The sequence below is a fragment of the Psychroserpens luteus genome (genome assembly GCF_015319355.1).
GTDB lineage: Bacteria > Bacteroidota > Bacteroidia > Flavobacteriales > Flavobacteriaceae > Psychroserpens > Psychroserpens luteus.
This window is the reverse complement of the sequence record NZ_JADILU010000004.1, coordinates 34,366-52,518: the sequence shown is the minus strand read 5'-3', so window position 1 is coordinate 52,518 and position 18,153 is coordinate 34,366. Positions and strand designations below refer to the sequence as shown.

The following is an 18,153-nucleotide window of genomic DNA, read 5'->3' as shown; positions in this document are numbered from 1 at the left end:
TTCAGTTTATAATATATGGGTTTGTTTTAATATTGCATTTGATTACATGTAACTTTGCTTTACAGTATAAACCAATATTATATTGATGAATAAGAAAAAAAATGAACCTAATAAAATAAAAACACCTTGGCCAACAAAAGATGCCATGGAACAGGTTTATGACATGAAACTTTGGGGAGATAACGCATCTCGTTATTATTCTGGTGATGGATCACATCATCCTGAAATTGTAAATCCCTATTTAAAAGTTGTTACATCATTTTTAACGTCTTTTAAAAAACCTCTAGTAGTTTGTGATTTAGGTTGTGGCGATTTTAATGTTGGACAAGAATTGGTCAAGCATACAAGAAAGTATATTGCAGTAGATATAGTCAAAGATCTTATTGAACATAATAAAGAGAAATATAAAGAAGATAACTTAGAATTTCACTGTTTAGATCTAGCTGTAGATGATTTACCAGTTGGAGATTGTGCAGTGTTACGACAAGTATTGCAACACTTATCCAATACTGAAATACAAAATATCTTGAATAAGTTAACCAGTTTTGAATACATTATTCTAACGGAACATCTGCCAGAAGGTCACTTCACTCCCAATAAAGATATCATTTCTGGGCAAGGCATTAGATTAAAAAAACAAAGTGGATTAAACTTATTGGCTCCACCATTTAATTTTAAGGTAAAAGAAGAAAAACAATTATCATCCATTACTTTAGATGATAACAAGGGTGTTATAATGACTACATTATATCAAGTTTTCTAAATTAGACTTATATCATGCTTTATGATGAATTTCAATGTTTACTAATGTGTTAAGATATGACTGTTTTAAACGCAGTAAAAGTTGAGACTTATCCTTATATTTATAAAAAAAATTGTTAAAGTGAATTCAAGATTACATCCTAACACACTTTCTAGTGTGTTAATCTTACTTTTTATAATATGTTGTTCGTCACTTAATGCTCAAATATTTGAGCAAGCACAAGTGATGGCAGGATTGGGGGATTTAGAAAACAATAATGGTGTTGCAGTTGCAGATTATGACAACGACAATGATCTCGATATTTTTGTTGTGGCTTGGGCTCAAGATATAGAAGGTGATGAAACAACTCAAAGTAAACTCTATAGAAACAATAATAATGGCTCGTTTACAGATGTCACTGCACAAGTTGGTTTAGCCAATTTACATCCTGTAATTGATGAGATTGATGATTTTTATGGTCTCAAAGGTTTTAAACATGGTGTCTCTTGGGGAGATTATAACAATGATGGTTTTCCAGATCTTGTTTTTACACATTCTAATAAACTCCAACTCTTTATCAATCAAAACGGAATTTTCACAGAAGTCACAGTAGGAGCAGGACTCACACAATTTAGTGATTGCAGACATACAGGAGCAACATGGTTTGATTATAATAACGATGGCTTTCTTGATCTATACGTTAACGATTGGGATGCTTGCGAAACCAACTCGCTCTATCTTAATAATGCCAATGGGACATTTTCCAATGTTACCGTAGAAACCAATATGCAAGACACAGGTAATAATGCGAGTTTTATGGCAATGCCTTTTGATATCAATGAAGACGGTTGGATGGATTTATATGTATCCAACGATTTTAATCAACCTAATAGTTTATTCGTCAATCAAAACGGAAACTCATTCATAGAAAAAGCACAACTCTACGGTCTTGATAATATGATAGACGATATGGGAATTGCTGTTGGTGATGTTAATTTAGATGAGAAATTTGATTTTTTCATTACAGGTATTGAAATGAATGACATCCTGGTAAATGATGGTACAAACCACTTTTTTAATGACAATATTCATAATAACCTTACTGAAACTGGCTGGTCTTGGGGAACAAAATTAGCGGATTTTGATCTCGATAGTGATGAAGATTTAATTATTGTTAACGGATTTGAATTTCAAGATATCAGCACTCAAAATAATGTGTATTATAAAAATTTAACTGCGGAAGGCTCAATTGGCTTTGAAGATATTTCCGAAGCATTAAACTTTAATGCACTAACAGTAAGTGTAGAAGCTATAGATTGGGATTATGATAACGATGGCGATTTAGATATTTATGTCACCAATTCAGATCAACAATCTATTTTATACGAGAATAAATTGCTCAATTTTGATGAAGAAAGTACGTTGCAATGGTTTAAAGTCAAGCTTCAAGGCATTGTATCTAACAGAGATGCGATTGGTGCAAAATTAACGTTGCGAACAAATGAGCAAAATTATGTAAGACATTATACAGGAGTTGGTTTTTTATCACAGAGTTTACAAGCAGTTCATTTTGGATTGTCTAATGATATCCAAATTGATAAATTAGAAATAAAATGGCCTTCTGGCTTAGTAGAAATTCATGAAAATTTAGAGGAGAACACAACTATATTAGCAATAGAAGGTCAAGGATTTACGGTTTTAGATATTCTGCCTAGTCAAAAAATTTATGGTTGTTTAGATCCGTTTTCGTGTACTTATAATCCTGATGCGACTTTAGATGATGGCAGTTGTACGTATCTCGATGCTAATGCAATCTCTGGAGTTACGAGTTCAGGATTTTTTAGAATAGAAGATTACAATTACCCGGTAAGTGTAGGTTCTACAGTAAATTGGATGGTCACAGGAGGAGAAATCGTAAATGGTCAAAATACAAGTACAGTATCTATAAAATGGGGATTAAACGAAACAGGAACAATTAGCGTTAGAGAAAATAACGGAAGTTGTTTTAGTGAAGCACAAGAGTTAACAGTTCAATTAAGTGCTAATGATCTTCCCGATGATGTTTCTATTGCAAGATTATGGAATGAAGTTTTACTCGAAGCCATTAGAAGTGATTTTGCAAGACCAACAGTTCATGCTCGTAATTTATTCCATTCTAGTGTCGCTATGTATGATATTTGGGCAATCTATGATGAGGAAGCAAAACCTTATCTCATTGGTAATACAGTCAATAATTTTTCTACGGAATTATTAGAGTTTTCACCTATTGAAAGCATAGAAGATTCAAGACATAAAGCAATCAGCTACGCGATGTATCGTTTGTTGTCTTACCGATTCCAAAACTCGCCAAATGCCGAAGAATCTCAGACTCTTTTCGATTTAGTCATGGAGCAATTAGGTTACGAAACCACATCAGGATCTACTTTGTATCAATTTGGAAATGCTGCAGCTCTAGGAAATTACGTTGCAGAAACAATGATTAACTATGGAAATGGTGATGGCTCAAGAGAACTAGATTTCTTTAATAATGAGTATTATGCTTCGGTGAATTCACCTTTGGGACCAGCTGTAGCCACGACAACGTTAATGAATGATCCCAACCGTTGGCAGTCATTAAGTTTGGATACTTTTATTGATCAAAGCGGAAATTTGATAGAAGGAACAACGATAGAGTTTTTAAGTCCAGAATGGGGAAATGTTCATGCTTTTGCAATGTCTTCGGAAGATGAAGTGACATATTCAAGAGATGGAGATGCTTATAAAGTATATAACGATCCAAGTGATCCTCCATATTTAAATCTAACAACAAATGATGAATCTAGTGATGCTTACAAGCTAGGTTTTTCTATGGTCTCAATTTGGGGATCTCATTTAGATCCAAGTGATAATGTGCTTTGGGATATTTCTCCTGGAGCTATTGGAAATACACATATTAATGAGTTCCCAACAAATTATAGCGACTATCCAAATTTTTATAATCTTATTGAAGGAGGAGATATTGGTCAAGGTCATGCTGTTAATCCAATTATAGGTCAAGCTTATGAGTCCCAGATCGTTCCAAGAGGTGATTACACAAGAGTCTTAGCAGAGTTTTGGGCAGATGGTCCAGACTCAGAAACACCTCCAGGACATTGGTTCACCATATTAAATTATGTAAGTGATCATGAACAATTAGAAAAGAAATTTGAAGGCGAAGGTGCTATCCTTGATGATTTAGAATGGGATGTAAAATCATATTTTATTTTGGGAGGAGCAATGCACGATTCTGCAATTTCAGCATGGAGTATAAAAGGATGGTATGATTATGTGAGGCCAATTTCAGCAATTAGAAATATGGCACTTTTAGGTCAAAGCACAGATGAGTCATTTAGTAATTATAATGTTGCTGGTATTCCTTTACTAGATGGTTATATTGAGGTTGTTGGAGAGAATGATCCTTTGGTTGGGGAAGAAGGAGTTAACCTTATGAAAATAAAATTATACACTTGGAGAGGTCCAGACTATATAGAAGATGAAACTATCGATGATGCAGGAGTTGGTTGGATTCTTGCCGAAAATTGGTGGCCATATCAAAGACCAACATTTGTAACACCTCCATTTGCAGGTTTTGTTTCAGGTCATTCTACGTTTTCTCGAGCAGCTTCCGAAGTAATGACAAAAATTACAGGAAGTGCATTTTTTCCAGGAGGTTTAGGAGAATTTACAGCCAAACAAAATGATTTTTTGGTATTTGAGCAAGGACCTTCGGTAGATGTGAAATTACAATGGGCAACTTATCGAGATGCATCTGACCAAACGAGTTTGTCGAGGATTTGGGGTGGAATTCATCCACCTGCAGATGATATTCCTGGTCGATTTATTGGAGAAAAAGTAGGTAATGATGCTTTTACTTTTGCTGTACCTTATTTTAGTGGAGAAGTGATTGTCAATGAAAATACAGAACAATTAGTGTATCCAAACCCTGTAATGAATAATGAGGTGTTTATTACAAACTCTGCTCAAAATGATGTTATAACTATTTTTGATATTAGAGGTAGGCAAGTCAATATTCTTAAAAAAGAATTTAATGAATTTGGGAGTGTCACTAGACTTGTAATTCCTGAAGGAACTGCTGCAGGACTGTATTTTTTGAATATTAATGCTAAGTCACAACTATTAATTGTTAAGGGGTAATTATTAATATGCAAGATACACTACTAGAGTATATTCCTGAACAGGCAATACCAAAAATCATGGAGCTTTTAGATCATGACCACTTAAGTGTGAAGGTCAAAAATGAACGTAAAACAAGACATGGAGATTATAGACGTTTACCTAACGGAAATCATCAAATCACAGTAAATGCTAACTTAAATCATTACAGATTTTTAATAACATTGATTCATGAAATCGCACATTTTGAAGCCTATAAAAATTACGGAAGGTCAATAAAACCTCACGGATTAGAATGGAAACGCACATTTCAGCATTTAATGTTACCTTTTATTAATCCTGAAATTTTCCCTTCGGAAATATTGCCATTATTAGCAAAACATTTTAAAAACCCGAAAGCATCTAGCGATACAGACATTAATCTGGCCTATGCTTTAAAGCAATTCGACGAACCAAACGATAAAACATTTATATTTGAGGTACCTTTGCATCAGTCTTTTAAAATATACAATGGACGTGTATTTAAAAAGGGGCAAAAACGACGTACACGTTACGAATGTATGGAGTTAAAAACGGGTAAAATTTACTTATTTAATGCCAATGTTGAAGTTGATTTAATTGTTTTAAATTAAGTAACTTAAAGGGTTAATAGAAATAAAATTAGATGCAGAATAAAAATTATTATGCCATATTGATGGCAGGAGGAGTAGGATCAAGATTTTGGCCTGTAAGTACACAGGATTTTCCAAAACAATTTCATGATATGTTGGGAACTGGAGATACTTTGATTCAAAAAACGTTTAACAGGCTAGCGAATTTAATTCCGAAGGAAAATATCTTTATTTTAACCAATGAGCGTTATAATGATTTGGTATTTGAGCAACTGCCAGAAGTTACCAAACGCCAAGTCGTTTTGGAACCAGCAATGAGAAATACAGCACCATGTATTTTATATGCTGCTCTAAAAATTCAAAAAGAGAATGAAGACGCAGTAATGATTGTAGCTCCAAGTGATCATTGGATAGAAGATGAAACTGCTTTTACAAATAATATACAACAAGCATTTGATTTTTGTTCAAAAAATGATGCATTGATGACTTTAGGTATTAAGCCAACGTTTCCAAATACAGGTTATGGTTATATTGAGTTTGATAAAACTTCCGAAGAAAATATCAAACCTGTTCATCAATTTAGAGAAAAACCAGATTATGACACTGCAAAATCATTTATCGAACAAGGAAATTTTCTCTGGAATGCAGGGATTTTTATGTGGAGTGCGAGTAGTGTGATCAAAGCGTTTAAAAACAATCAACCTAAATTATATAACCTTTTTGAATCAGGTTGTGAAGTTTATAATACTGATTTTGAGGATGATTTCATTAGAGATAATTATGCTAAAGCAGAAAACATATCAGTAGATTACGCTCTTATGGAGCAATCTAAAAATGTGTACGTAATTCCAGCAACTTTTGATTGGAATGATCTAGGTACTTGGGGAAGTTTATATGATAAGTTAGATAAAGATAACGATGGCAATGCTGTTGTAAATGCGCGAACTTTGACTGAGGATGCTTCTGGTAATATGATAAGAACTAAAAGCGACAAGATAGTGGTTGTTGACGGACTTCAAGATTACATTATTGTTGATAAAGATGAAGTTTTGCTTATCTTTCCGAAGACAAAAGAACAAGATATTAAAAAAGTACTCCAAAAAGTTAAAGACAAATACGGAGAGCAATACGGTTAGAATATGAGTGACGAAAATAAATTCAACTTTGCTGAGGAAGAAGAAGCTCAAAAAAATAGTGAGCAAGCTGTAGAAGAAAAAAAGGAAGCAGTAAAAAAAGATGCCCAAGGTTTGTGGAAGAGTATTACAACTTTTCTTAACGAGCTTCTTGATTTTAGAGAAGATACAGATCGTGATGCTACAATTTTGGCTATTAAAGGAGATATCCCTTTTAAAGGAGCCACTGCTTGGATTTTAGTATGTTCTATAATGGTTGCATCAGTTGGGTTAAATGCAAATTCTCCTGCAGTAGTTATTGGAGCCATGTTAATTTCTCCACTAATGGGACCTATTTTAGGAGTAGGTTTGTCTATAGCAATCAATGATATAGATACGTTAAGACGGTCACTAATTAATTTGGCTATCATGATTGTGCTGAGTTTGTTAACAGCATTTTTATTTTTCTATTTCTTTCCATTAAGTGAAGATACTTCAGAGCTTTTAGGTCGTGTTAGTCCAGATATTAGGGATGTTCTAATAGCGTTTTTTGGTGGTTTAGCATTAATAATTGCCCGAACAAAAAAAGGAACAATTGCTTCTGTAATATTTGGTGTGGCAATAGCAACAGCTTTAATGCCACCATTATGTACAGCAGGTTATGGACTTGCAAAAGGGAATTGGTCATACTTCTTAGGTGCAATGAATTTGTTTACCATTAATACTATATTTATTGCATTGGCAACTTTTATAGTTTTAAAGGTGTTAAGATTTCCTATGCTTAAATATGCCAATTCTGCTAAGCGTAGAAGAACTGCTAGGTTTGCTGCTCTTGTTGCTGTTATCGTTATGATTTATCCTACGATTACATTTTTAAGAGTACTTAAAAATAGTGGTTTAGAAAATGATTATAATAATTTTGTTGCTGATGAGGTAGAGTCTAACCGCGAACTTTGGTTCCAAAACGGAACACCTAATTGGAATGATAAAACCATTGCATTGTATTTTAATGGTGAAGTGCCAGATGCTACTATTGCAGATTTGAAAAATGAAATTAAGAAGTACGATAAAATTAAAGACTTTGAATTAGAGATAAAAGGTAACAAGAATAGAAGTTTTGATAAAATTTCTGATGCTTATGACAGAGCTATTAGAGATTTAGATCAAAAAGATATAATAATTAAAGGGCTTCAAGAGCAAGTTGAAGAATTAAAAACTGGGATTACGAATTTGAATAAGCAAATTGAGTCAAAATCGTCTTCTACAAATACTGTGTCATTCACTAATCTATCTCGCGATACAAAATTAAGATTTAACGATTTAGAGTATTTTGGGTATTCTAAAATGTTGGAATCTAAAGATTTTATAAATATTGATACAGTCTCTGTTGCTAATGTTAGATGGAAAGTGTCTCTTAAGGACAGTTTGATTTTAGCTAAAGAAAGAGATTTACAAGTTTGGCTTAAAAAACAATTAAAAGTAGATACTGTAATGATAAGAAGAAATTAACCTTTTTCTTCCAAATACATTTGACGTACTTTTTTGAATAAGTTAGAAGAGTAAACAAAATCTGTTACAACTTCATTATCGGTTTTAAAGATGTTTTCTTTTGAACCTTCCCATGCTTTAAGTCCGTTTCTTAAAAATACGATCTTCTCACCAATTTCCATTACAGAGTTCATATCATGAGAGTTGATTATGGTTGTGATGTTATACTCATCTGTAATTTCCTGAATCAAATTATCAATCACAATCGCAGTTTTTGGATCTAATCCAGAGTTAGGTTCATCACAAAATAAATATTTAGGCTTATTTACGATAGCTCTTGCAATTGCGACACGTTTTTGCATTCCTCCAGAAGCTTCACTAGGCATTTTATGATGTGCATCTTCGAGGTTGACACGTTTCAAAACAAAGTCTGCACGTTCTTCCATCTCAGCTTTACTTTGCTTAGTAAACATTTGCAGTGGGAACATCACATTCTCTAGAATAGTCATAGAATCAAATAGTGCGCTACCTTGAAATACCATACCCATTTTTGCTCTAAGATTTCGTTTTTCATCATCTGTGAGACTAGAATAAGCTTTTCCATCATATAGAATCTCACCTTCATCAGGAGTAAATAATCCCAGTAGACATTTTAAGAATACTGTTTTTCCTGAGCCACTTTGTCCAATGACTAAACTTGTCTTTCCTTTCTCAAAAGTTGTAGATATACCTTTTAAAATATGAGCATCTCCAAAAGACTTGTGTATGTTTTTGACTTCTATCATTTGGCAAGAAGGAGTTGAGTTAATATATAATTTAAAAGGATAATAGCGACACTAGTCCAAACAAAAGAGGTTGTACTAGCTTTACCAACTTCGAGAGCTCCACCCTTCATGTAAAATCCATAAAAAGATGGTATTGTTGCTAAAACAAAAGCAAATACAAAGGTTTTAATAAATGCATAAATAATATGGAATGGTATAAAATCCATTTGGATACCTGTAATGAAATCATCTAAAGTCCCAAAGCCACCAAATATTACTGCAGCCATTCCTCCTAAAATTCCTAAAAACATAGCAATAGAAATCACAAAAGGGTATAACATTAAAGCTATAAATTTTGGAAACACAAGATAATTTAAAGCATTGATACCCATAACTTCTAATGCATCTATTTGTTCTGTAACTCGCATTGTACCAATACTAGAAGTGATAAACGAACCCACTTTACCAGCCATAATAATGGATATAAATGTAGGAGCAAACTCTAATATAATAGATTGCCTGGTAGCAAAACCTATAAGGTACTTGGGTATTAATGGATTATCAATGTTTAAGGCGGTTTGTATAGTTACAACACCACCAACAAAAAAGGATATAAAGGCAACAATACCTAAAGAGCCAATAATTAAATCGTCAATATCTTTTAATATTAATGTACGCATAACAGACCATTTGGTTGGTTTGCGAAACATCTCTGCAATCATTAAAAAATAAGCGCCAATATTATGGAGGTATGACATAGTAAAATTTGTTATGGTAAAAGTAAAAAAATAGAGAGACTTATTTAACGTTAAAGTAAAAAGATGCTAAACAAAAATCTGTATTTTTGAAACTATAAATAAACAATCTTATACAATAAACGTTTTAGGAGTTCTATCATTCTATAAAATGATGAATAACTAACAGTTTGTGAACTTTAAAAAACTATAAATCTATACAGATGAAAGCTATAATTAATCTCCTAGTCGTGTTTTTGATAATAACGTCTTGTAATGCACAAAAGCCAATTTCCGTAGAAAAAAAAATGGATTCTAATAATGGTGGTAATCCTAAGTTAGTCGTTGGAATTGTTGTGGATCAAATGCGTTACGATTACTTAACGAGGTTTGATAGTAAATATGGTGATGGCGGATTTAAGCGTATGATCAACGAAGGTTTCAATTGTAAAAACAATCACTTTAATTACATCCCAACATATACAGGTCCTGGTCATGCCTCAATTTATACAGGTACAACGCCTAAATATCATGGTATTATTGGTAATAATTGGTATGATAAAGATACCAAAGAAATGGTCTATTGTGCGCAAGATGATAATGTGCAGTCGGTTGGTACAAATCATAATGCAGGAAAAATGTCTCCAAATAGAATGAAGACAACCACTTTTGGCGATGAGAATAGATTATTCACCCAAATGCAAGGTAAAACGATAGGTGTATCGCTAAAAGATAGAGGCGCAATTTTACCAGCTGGTCACACAGCAAATGCAGCGTATTGGTTTCATGGTAGAGATGAAGGCGTTTGGATTTCTAGCACATTCTATCAAAATGAGTTGCCTAAATGGGTGTCAGATTTTAATGCTTCGGAAGCTGCAGAATCTTACCTGAAAGTATGGGATACTTATTATGATATCTCAACTTATACCGAAAGTGGTAGTGATGAGAATGCATTTGAAGGCGGTTTCAAGGGAAAAGAAAAAGCAAACTTTCCTTATGATTTGGCAAAATTAAAAGATGATAATCGTGGTTTTGATATCCTTAAAGCTACTCCCTACGGAAATTCTCTAACTACAGATTTTGCTATAGAAGCTATAAAAGGAGAGCAATTGGGACAAGATGATATTACAGATGTGTTGACTGTTAGTTTTTCGGCAACCGATTATGTAGGTCATAACTTTGGAGTAAGTTCTAAAGAAATTGAAGACACTTATATTAGACTAGATAAGGATTTAGAACGCTTTTTTAAATTCTTAGATCAACAAGTAGGCGAGGGGAATTATACAGTTTTCTTAACTGCAGATCATGGAGCAGTAGAAGTACCTTCATATTTACAGAGTATGAAAATACCATCTGGATACTTAAATAATAAAGAGACAAGAACGCGTTTTACAGATTATTTAAATGCGAAGTTCAAGTCATCAGACCTTATTGAGAATATAAGCAATGACCAAATATTTTTAAATAGAAAACACATTGATAGCTTGGGTTTAAATATTAATGACGTTCAAGAAGCCATGGTTAATGAGCTGATTGGCTATACGCATGTCGAGAAAGTGTTTTCTGCACATACAATGACAACTTCAAATTTCACTAATGGTATTGAATCCTTATTACAAAATGGCTATAACCAAAAACGATCTGGCGATATAATATTGGTAGCAGATCCTGGATATATTTCCTACGGAAAAACAGGTTCTACACATGGTAGTGGTTTAAATTACGACACACATGTGCCTTTGTTGTTCTTCGGAAAAGGGATTAACCATGGAGAAACGTACGATAAAACAGTAATTCCAGATATTGCACCAACGATGTCTGCGCTTTTAGGGATTAGTTTTCCTAATGCTGCGACTGGGAAGCCTTTGGGATTTGTGATTGATTAGAAACAAATATGACTAAAAAAACAATCTATTCTTTAATAGCAATCTTAATCATCTTTGGTGTTTATGGCTATGAGCACTTTTTAAAGTCTGAAGAAACTAATGAAATCATCCAAGAAGGAGAATCCGTTAAAACAGATACCAACGAGTATTTTCTACCTACAAGCACAACAGGTCAAATTGTACATCATGAAGGTTATTCATTATCATATAGCGAACCACATGAACAAGCAGAATGGGTTGCATACGAATTAAAAAAATCGCACCTATCAAATTCCAATTTTAAAAGACCATATTTTGAAATTGATAAAGCAGTCAAATCTGGAGCTGCACATTGGAAAAATTATAAAAAATCTGGTTACGATCGTGGGCATTTATGTCCTGCAGGAGATCGAAAGTATAGTCAATTTGCACATGATGAAACTTTTTTAACGAGTAATATAAGTCCGCAAGAGCATAATTTCAATGCTGGAGTTTGGAATACTTTAGAACAGAAAGTAAGATATTGGGCAAGTAAATACGATGGCGTTTTTGTAGTGACAGGAGGGGTTTTACAAGGAGATATGAAAACCATTGGAGATGAAAAAGTCAGTGTTCCTAATCAGTTCTACAAAGTGCTCATTGATAATAATACAGGTAAAACTAAAATGATTGCTTTTTTAATGCCTCATAAAAATTCTAACCAGCCACTTTATAAATTTGTGGTATCAGTTGATGCCATTGAAGAACTAACAGGTATTGACTTTTTTGCAGAATTAGAGGATAGTATAGAAAATAAATTAGAGGCTTCTAGTAGTTATAAAGATTGGAGTTTTAATTGATAAGACAATGTCATCCTGAACTTGATTCAGGATCTCATTATTTAAAATCTATTTCAATTTCTCTTTCATTCCATTCCAACGTAATTTTCTTATAAATTGACCTTGCTCTTTAGTGACAAGAGGAGTGATACCTTGTTTTTTAGCTCTAAAATATCCAGCCATATAATTCTTAAAAAGCGTAAAACTTTTCTTTTTGTAGGCTAGTTTCAATGCCGAAATTAGAGTTATTGTAAATCCGTAACGCATTTTGTACATCGCTTCACCTTGCAAATATTTGGATGATTTATTATAGCTAATTCCTGTTGGCTTTAAATGTTTAACATGTAGTGATTCATCGGTTAGCAATTGCCAATCATAATACTTTGCGAGCAACTCATCAACCGTATCCCAACCCATTGATGGTTTGAGTTTTCCTATATCTAAAAAACACTGTTTTCTATAAGCTTTTAATGCACCCCTAATGTGATCTTTACGGGTGAGATTCTCTAAAATCCAATTGTTGTTTTTCTCTATATAGCAAAAGCCAGCGACCATTCCCAAACGTTCATTTTGATTAAAACGATTTGACAATTGCTCTAAATAATGCTTCGGAAATATCAAATCTGCATCAAATTTGCAAATCACATCATAATCTTGGTCTAGGGTTTCAAAACCTTTATAAAACGCGTTAATAATTTTAGAACCTGGTAAATGCTCATTAGAAGAAGTTGTATTTACAGTCGAAATATTTGAATGTTGATTAACATATTTCTCTACGATGTGTTGAGTGTCATCAGTAGAATTGTCATTCACAACCACAATCTGTTTTGCAGGTAACGATTGATCTACCAAAGACTCTAAAGTTTGAGCGATGGAATCTTCTTCGTTATGTGCAGGAATAATGATGTAGAAGTTCAACAGTTTTAGTTTTGAACAAATTTAGATATTAATTTTGTTTTAGATTTAGGAACGAAAAAACAATTACGAATTCCATTATCATTATCACGTTTTATAGTTGATACTTTGTGAAGTCCTTTGTCATCATGGTTGTAAAAATCATAATTGAGGTCTGTAAAAAAGACTTCTAATTGATCCTCAATAGTATCAAATAAAGTTTCACAAATGATGATAGGTTGATGCTGTTTAATGATGTCTTTTCCAGATTCTAGGATATCTACTTCTGTACCTTCGGTATCAATTTTTATTAAATCAATTTTGTCAATCGAATGGTTTTCAACGAAATTTTTGAGTGTATCTGCTATAACTGTGTTTTTAATGAAATTGCGGGAGGTCTTTTTTGTACCAGCATTCCCTTCTCCAGCCAAGTTGTGAGTTATGTAGTTGTATTTTAAACTCTCAACTTCATAAAAATCTATATTACCAATTGTATTTGAAAGTGCAAGATCAACAGGTTGTATTTGATTAGAGAAATTGTTAAGTTTTATATTTTTTTTTAAAAAGTATTTAGGACCATGTGCTGGCTCAAATGCAAAAGCTTTCATTTTAGGATTTGATTTTACACCTAGTAATGAGTAGTAGCCAATGTTTGAGCCAATATCTAAAAATGTGTCTACATCTTTTGAAAGTGTTTCAAATAGCTCAGAGTATTCAAAATCTTTATATCCATTCCAAAACAATAATTGGGTTAAATAGCTGGTTTGGTTGGTGGCGATTTTTAAAATTCCAGAATTTGTCTTTAGTTTAAGAATTCCAGATGGAGGAAGTTTTATACTATTTGGAAGTATTGGAGATAATGATTTATTTAAATTCCGAAGAACATAATTAAAAAACGGATTGTAGATAAACTTATAAAGTAATTGCAAGCTATTTTTATTTACTGTTTATATACAATCGCATTGATATTCATTCCAGCACCAACACTAGCAAACATAATTATATCACCTTTATTGATTTTTTGATCTTTAATTTCACCTTTTAAAATCATATCATAAAGTGTAGGTACGGTTGCAACACTAGAGTTTCCAAGTAAATTTATGGTCATTGGCATGATGCCTTCTGGGATGTCCATATCATGAAGTTTGTAAAAGCGTTTTACAATAGCTTCATCCATTTTTTCATTAGCTTGATGGATTAGTATCTTTTTTACATCTTTAATGTCATAGCCACTTTTCTCTAAACATGATTTAAGGGCTAAAGGCACATTAGTTAATGCGAATTCATAAATCTTACGACCGTACATTTTAATATATCGACGTTTATCTGTGATTTCTGGATGATTTGTCTCTCCAAAGAAGATAAAATGTGCTTCATCTAAAGCGTAAGTTGCAGATTCGTGAGAAATGATTCCACCTTCTTCAGTAGATTCTTCAATAATTACCGCTCCTGCACCATCACTGTAAATCATAGAATCGCGATCATGTTTATCAATTACACGAGATAAAGTTTCAGATCCAATGACTAAACAGCGTTTAGCGATACCAGATGCAATAAAAGCTTTGGCTTGAATGACACCTTCAATCCAACCAGGACATCCAAATAATAAATCATATCCAACACATTTTGGATTTGCGATTTTTAATAAGTGTTTTACTCTTGATGCAATACTTGGTACAGTGTCACTTTGTTCTGAATCATGTTTTAAGTCACCATAATTATGGGCAACGATGATATAATCTAAAGTTTCCTTATCTATTTTAGAATCAGCAATAGCCTTTTCCGCAGCATAAAAAGCAATATCAGAATTTAATAATTCTGGTTTTACGTAACGTCGTTCTTCAATACCAGTTATAGCCTTGAATTTCTCAACAATAACTTCATTGGTGCTATTTATGGTAGAACCATCTGCATTTAAAAATTCATGATTAAAGAAATCTTCATTTTTCTCAATACGACTAGGAATAAAGCTTCCTGTTCCTGTTATTTTAATACTCATAAATTAAGTTTTCCTTTAAGAAATAAACAAACATGACAATATACTAACATTAAATTAAATGTTAATATCTATTATTCAAATTATACGATGTTCAAAATCGTATAATTATACTTCTTCCATATAAGCTTCTATCGGAGCACAAGTACAGATAAGGTTTCTGTCTCCATATGCATCATCAACACGACGTACACTAGGCCAAAATTTATTATCCCTAACGTACTCTAAAGGGAATGCAGCTTGCTGACGTGTATAAGGTAATAACCATTCATCATCAGTTACCATTGCCATGGTATGTGGTGCGTTTTTAAGCATATTATTGTCATCCTCTTTAGAAATCTCATCAATCTCATGTTTGATAGAAATCATAGCATCACAAAAACGATCCATTTCTTGTTTGCTTTCGCTTTCAGTAGGTTCAATCATCATAGTTCCTGCAACTGGAAATGATACTGTAGGTGCATGAAAACCATAATCCATTAAACGTTTTGCGATATCAACAACTTCAATTCCGTGAGCTTTAAATGGTCTGCAATCAATGATCATTTCGTGAGCAGCACGTCCACGTTCTCCAGAATATAAAGTTTCAAAAGAACCTTGAAGGCGTTTTTTAATGTAGTTAGCATTAAGAATAGCCATTTCTGTAGATTTTTTTAATCCAGAAGCACCTAACATCTTAATATATCCATAAGAAATTAAACAGGCTAAAGATGATCCAAAAGGCGCAGCTGAAATTGCTGTGATTGCTTTGTCTCCTCCTGTTTTTACTAAAGGATTTCCAGGTAAAAAAGGAACCAATTGTTTTGCAACGCAAATTGGTCCAACTCCTGGTCCACCACCACCATGAGGAATAGCAAATGTTTTATGTAAATTAAGGTGACAAACATCTGCACCAATATTTCCAGGATTTGTTAATCCTACTTGAGCATTCATATTTGCACCATCCATGTAAACTTGTCCGCCATTATCATGAATGATTTTGGTAATCTCACGAATCCCAGATTCATAAACACCATGAGTTGATGGATATGTAACCATTAATGCTGAAAGATTATCTTTATGTAATTCTGCTTTTTCACGTAAATCGTCAACATCAATATTACCTTCTTCAGTAGATTTTGTAACAACTACTTTCATTCCAGCCATAACTGCACTTGCAGGATTTGTTCCATGAGCAGATGATGGAATAAGACAAATATTTCTATGATGATCACCTCTAGATTCATGGTAAGCTCTTATCACCATTAGTCCAGCAAATTCTCCTTGAGCACCAGAGTTTGGTTGTAAAGATGTACCTGCAAAACCGGTAATTTCCGTCAACTGGTCTTCTAAAGCTTTTAAAACTTGAAGATATCCTTTGGCTTGTTCTGCTGGTACAAATGGATGGATTTTTCCCCATTTAAACCAACTTAATGGTAGCATTTCTGCAGCTGCATTTAATTTCATTGTACAAGAACCTAATGAAATCATAGAGTGATTTAATGCTAAATCTTTACGCTCTAGATTTTTCATGTATCTCATTAATTCCGTTTCAGAATGATGAGAATTAAAAACAGATTCTTGTAAAAACGTTGTGTTACGTTTTAAATCTTTTTGTATCACATTTCCTTCGGAAATTTTAGAAATCACAATAGTGTCTTTCTTAATGCTTTTGGCGAAAATGGAGACTATTTTATTGATGTCTATAATTGTAGCAGTTTCATTTAAAGAAATAACTACGCTTTCATCATTAGGATAGTAGAAATTCATTTTGTTTTTCAGAGCAATTTTTTGAATCGCTTTAGCGTCTGCTTTAAAATGAAGGGTGTCAAAAAATGATGTATTTGTTTGCTCAAAGCCTAAGTCTTTAAGTGTATTAGCTAAGGTTACCGCTTTATTGTGAATTTTATTAGCAATAAACTCTAAACCTTTTGGTCCATGATAAACAGCGTACATTCCTGCCATAACTGCTAACAATACTTGAGCAGTACAAATATTAGATGTTGCTTTATCACGCTTAATGTGTTGTTCACGAGTTTGAAGAGCCATACGTAAAGCTCTGTTGCCATTAGCATCTTTAGTGACTCCAATAATACGTCCTGGTAAATCACGCTTGTAAGCATCTTTAGTAGCAAAATATGCTGCATGAGGACCACCATAACCCATTGGGATTCCAAAACGTTGTGTTGTACCAACAACCACATCTGCACCAAATTTTCCTGGAGCTTCTAGTTTGATTAAACTCATAATATCTGCAGCAATTGCTACTTTGATATTATTTGTATTTGCTTTCTCAATAAACGACTTGATATCTGTAACCTGACCATGTTTTCCTGGATATTGTAAAATCGCACCAAAAAATTCCGAAGAAAAATTAAATTCTTCCTCCTTACCAATGACTAATTCAATTCCAATAGGAGTTGCTCTTGTATGTAAAAGTGATAGTGTTTGTGGTAGAATGTTTTCAGAGACAAAAAACTTATTGATTCCAGCTTTTTTCTGACTACGATCACGAACCGAAAATAATAAGCTCATCGCTTCGGCAGCAGCTGTACTTTCATCTAGTAACGATGCATTTGCAATTTCCATTCCTGTTAGGTCTGTAACCATAGTTTGGAAATTTAAAAGTGCTTCTAGTCGTCCTTGAGCAATCTCTGCCTGGTAAGGCGTGTAGGCAGTGTACCAACCTGGATTTTCTAAAATATTACGTTGAATAACTGCAGGTAAAATAGTTGGATGATAACCTAAACCAATATACGTTTTATAAACTTTATTTTTTTTTGATAAGTCATAAATATGTAGTAAATATTCTTGTTCACTCATTGGTGCATCAAGATCAAGATCTGATTTTAAACGAATCCCATCTGGTATAGTTTCATAGATTAACTGCTCCATGGAGTCCACACCAATTGTTTGTAACATTAGTTTTTGATCCGCTTCTCTTGGACCTATATGACGTAGTGAAAAATCTGCTGTATTCATCAAATTATTTGAGTTG

The 18,153-nt window shown here is 33.2% G+C and carries 13 protein-coding genes; 7 read left to right on the top strand and 6 right to left on the bottom strand.

Going from position 1 to position 18,153, the window contains the following annotated elements:
- Positions 1-85: 85 nt before the first annotated feature.
- The 5 genes from IM744_RS10055 to IM744_RS10035 all read left to right on the top strand — a co-directional run bounded on the left by IM744_RS10055 (position 86) and on the right by IM744_RS10035 (position 8,126).
- The gene (locus tag IM744_RS10055) at positions 86-763 is read left to right on the top strand and encodes a class I SAM-dependent methyltransferase (protein ID WP_194508014.1); all 678 of its coding nucleotides are present in this window, start codon (positions 86-88) and stop codon (positions 761-763) included.
- 120 nt (positions 764-883) lie between these two features.
- Positions 884-4,915, top strand: a complete 4,032-nt coding sequence (locus tag IM744_RS10050; protein WP_317175390.1) for an FG-GAP-like repeat-containing protein — start codon at positions 884-886, stop codon at positions 4,913-4,915.
- A gap of 8 nt (positions 4,916-4,923) precedes the next feature.
- Complete coding sequence (locus tag IM744_RS10045) at positions 4,924-5,526, top strand: SprT-like domain-containing protein (RefSeq protein ID WP_194508013.1); 603 nt, start codon at positions 4,924-4,926, stop codon at positions 5,524-5,526.
- A gap of 32 nt (positions 5,527-5,558) precedes the next feature.
- Entirely contained in the window at positions 5,559-6,641 is a 1,083-nt protein-coding gene (locus tag IM744_RS10040) for a mannose-1-phosphate guanylyltransferase (RefSeq protein ID WP_194508012.1), read from the top strand.
- Positions 6,642-6,644: 3 nt separating this feature from the next.
- Entirely contained in the window at positions 6,645-8,126 is a 1,482-nt protein-coding gene (locus tag IM744_RS10035; protein WP_194508011.1) for a DUF389 domain-containing protein, read from the top strand.
- Here IM744_RS10035 and IM744_RS10030 read toward each other — a convergent pair.
- Together IM744_RS10030 and IM744_RS10025 are read right to left on the bottom strand one after the other, a co-directional pair.
- Complete coding sequence (locus tag IM744_RS10030) at positions 8,123-8,890, bottom strand: ABC transporter ATP-binding protein (RefSeq protein WP_194508010.1); 768 nt, start codon at positions 8,888-8,890, stop codon at positions 8,123-8,125. The two genes, IM744_RS10035 and IM744_RS10030, sit on opposite strands and share 4 nt — an antisense overlap.
- Entirely contained in the window at positions 8,887-9,627 is a 741-nt protein-coding gene (locus IM744_RS10025; protein ID WP_194508009.1) for an MlaE family ABC transporter permease, read from the bottom strand. Before IM744_RS10025 ends, IM744_RS10030 begins: the two co-directional genes overlap by 4 nt.
- A 200-nt stretch (positions 9,628-9,827) precedes the next feature.
- On the opposite strand from IM744_RS10025, the gene pafA reads away from it, so the two are divergent.
- Together pafA and IM744_RS10015 are read left to right on the top strand one after the other, a co-directional pair.
- Positions 9,828-11,489 carry an alkaline phosphatase PafA gene (gene pafA / locus IM744_RS10020; protein ID WP_194508008.1) on the top strand — a complete coding sequence of 554 codons (1,662 nt, stop codon included), beginning with the start codon at positions 9,828-9,830 and terminating at the stop codon, positions 11,487-11,489.
- Between the two features lie 8 nt (positions 11,490-11,497).
- On the top strand, positions 11,498-12,307 hold the full coding sequence (locus tag IM744_RS10015; RefSeq protein WP_194508007.1) for a DNA/RNA non-specific endonuclease: 810 nt from the start codon (positions 11,498-11,500) through the stop codon (positions 12,305-12,307).
- A 48-nt stretch (positions 12,308-12,355) separates the two neighbouring features.
- Here the strand turns inward: IM744_RS10015 and IM744_RS10010 are convergent, their stop codons facing one another.
- From IM744_RS10010 to gcvP, 4 genes are all read right to left on the bottom strand, one after another.
- Positions 12,356-13,204: a glycosyltransferase family 2 protein gene (locus IM744_RS10010; protein ID WP_194508006.1), complete on the bottom strand. Its 849-nt coding sequence runs from the start codon at positions 13,202-13,204 to the stop codon at positions 12,356-12,358.
- 5 nt (positions 13,205-13,209) lie between these two features.
- Positions 13,210-14,109: an FkbM family methyltransferase gene (locus IM744_RS10005; protein ID WP_194508005.1), complete on the bottom strand. Its 900-nt coding sequence runs from the start codon at positions 14,107-14,109 to the stop codon at positions 13,210-13,212.
- A gap of 11 nt (positions 14,110-14,120) precedes the next feature.
- Positions 14,121-15,179, bottom strand: coding sequence for a 3-oxoacyl-ACP synthase III family protein (locus IM744_RS10000; protein WP_194508004.1), 1,059 nt, complete (start codon positions 15,177-15,179; stop codon positions 14,121-14,123).
- A 105-nt stretch (positions 15,180-15,284) separates the two neighbouring features.
- Entirely contained in the window at positions 15,285-18,137 is a 2,853-nt protein-coding gene (gcvP, locus tag IM744_RS09995; RefSeq protein ID WP_194508003.1) for an aminomethyl-transferring glycine dehydrogenase, read from the bottom strand.
- Between the last annotated feature and the right edge of the window lie 16 nt (positions 18,138-18,153).

What these genes read in the sequence shown, in the direction of transcription:
- IM744_RS10055 (WP_194508014.1), top strand. Translation starts at nt 86, where the DNA reads ATGAATAAGAAAAAAAATGAACCTAATAAAATAAAAACACCTTGGCCA.
- IM744_RS10045 (WP_194508013.1), top strand. Translation starts at nt 4,924, where the DNA reads ATGCAAGATACACTACTAGAGTATATTCCTGAACAGGCAATACCAAAA.
- IM744_RS10040 (WP_194508012.1), top strand. Translation starts at nt 5,559, where the DNA reads ATGCAGAATAAAAATTATTATGCCATATTGATGGCAGGAGGAGTAGGA.
- IM744_RS10035 (WP_194508011.1), top strand. Translation starts at nt 6,645, where the DNA reads ATGAGTGACGAAAATAAATTCAACTTTGCTGAGGAAGAAGAAGCTCAA.
- IM744_RS10030 (WP_194508010.1), bottom strand. Translation starts at nt 8,890, where the DNA reads ATGATAGAAGTCAAAAACATACACAAGTCTTTTGGAGATGCTCATATT.
- IM744_RS10025 (WP_194508009.1), bottom strand. Translation starts at nt 9,627, where the DNA reads ATGTCATACCTCCATAATATTGGCGCTTATTTTTTAATGATTGCAGAG.
- pafA (WP_194508008.1), top strand. Translation starts at nt 9,828, where the DNA reads ATGAAAGCTATAATTAATCTCCTAGTCGTGTTTTTGATAATAACGTCT.
- IM744_RS10015 (WP_194508007.1), top strand. Translation starts at nt 11,498, where the DNA reads ATGACTAAAAAAACAATCTATTCTTTAATAGCAATCTTAATCATCTTT.
- IM744_RS10000 (WP_194508004.1), bottom strand. Translation starts at nt 15,179, where the DNA reads ATGAGTATTAAAATAACAGGAACAGGAAGCTTTATTCCTAGTCGTATT.
- gcvP (WP_194508003.1), bottom strand. Translation starts at nt 18,137, where the DNA reads ATGAATACAGCAGATTTTTCACTACGTCATATAGGTCCAAGAGAAGCG.